This window comes from Streptomyces sp. NPDC057694, assembly GCF_042799415.1.
Taxonomy (GTDB): Bacteria; Actinomycetota; Actinomycetes; order Streptomycetales; family Streptomycetaceae; genus Streptomyces.
On the sequence record NZ_JBHVIX010000063.1, the window covers coordinates 1 to 1,061 of the forward strand.

Here is a 1,061-nt window from a genome sequence, read left to right on the forward strand (position 1 = left end):
GTGCTGCTTGGCACGTGATCTTTTCTCTACGTACATCCGCTGGTCAGCGGATTGCAGCACTTCTTCGGCGGTCATCCCGCAGTGCGCCCAGCCGATGCCGAAACTGGCCCCCACCCGGACCGCGCGGCCGTCCACCCGAATCGGCGGAATGATGGCGTTGCGCAGCCTGACGGCGAGGTCCTGTGCATCGGCGCGGCCGAGCCCGTCGGCGAGCACCACGAACTCGTCGCCGCCGAGCCGGGCCACCGTGTCCCCGTCGCGCACCCCGCTGGTCAGCCGGCGGGCCACCTCGATGAGGACGGCGTCGCCCGCGTTGTGCCCGAAGCGGTCGTTGATCGACTTGAAGCCGTCGAGGTCGCAGAAGAGGACGGCGAGGCCCTTGGTGCCGTCGTCAGGGCTCGTCTCGTCGCCGCCCGGCGCCGCCACGTGCACATGGTGGTCGAAGCCCTCGTAGAGGCCCCCGGGGTGCCCCGAGCGGTGCAGGGCGGCCCCGCCGTAGTCGAAGTCGTGCCCGTGGGTGTCCAGGGCCGTGCCGGTGCCGCTGTGGTCGCCGTAGGCCGCGTCGAGGGAGTCGACGGCGCTGGGCAGCTGCTCCTGGGGGCGGCGGCAGAGCCGGGCCCCGAGCCGGGAGCGCAGCTCGGCCGAGTTGGGCAGGCCGGTCAGGGAGTCGTGCGAGGCGCGGTGGGCGAGGTGCAGCTCGCGGCGCTTGCGCTCCTCGATGTCCTCGACGTGGGTGAGCAGGAAGCGCGGCCCGTCGGCGGCGTCGGCCACCACCGAGTTGCGCAGCGAGACCCAGACGAACGTGCCGTCGCGCCGCCCGAGCCGCAGCTCGGCCCGGCCGCCCTCGGCGGAGGTGCGCAGCAGGGTGCCGATGTCCTCGGGGTGCACGAGGTCGGAGAACGAGTAGCGGCGCATCGCGGAGGCGGGGCGGCCGAGCAGCCGGCACAGCGCGTCGTTGGTCCGCAGGATCCGGCCGTGCTGGTCGCCGCCCATCTCGGCGATGGCCATGCCGGAGGGCGCGTACTCGAAGGCCTGGCGGAAGCTCTCTTCACTGGCCCGCA

1 pseudogene is annotated in these 1,061 nt (G+C 73.1%); it reads right to left on the minus strand.

Annotated elements, in window-relative coordinates:
- A pseudogene (cdgB, locus tag ACFVDP_RS43875) lies at window positions 1–1,061 on the minus strand (diguanylate cyclase CdgB); the annotation flags it as partial.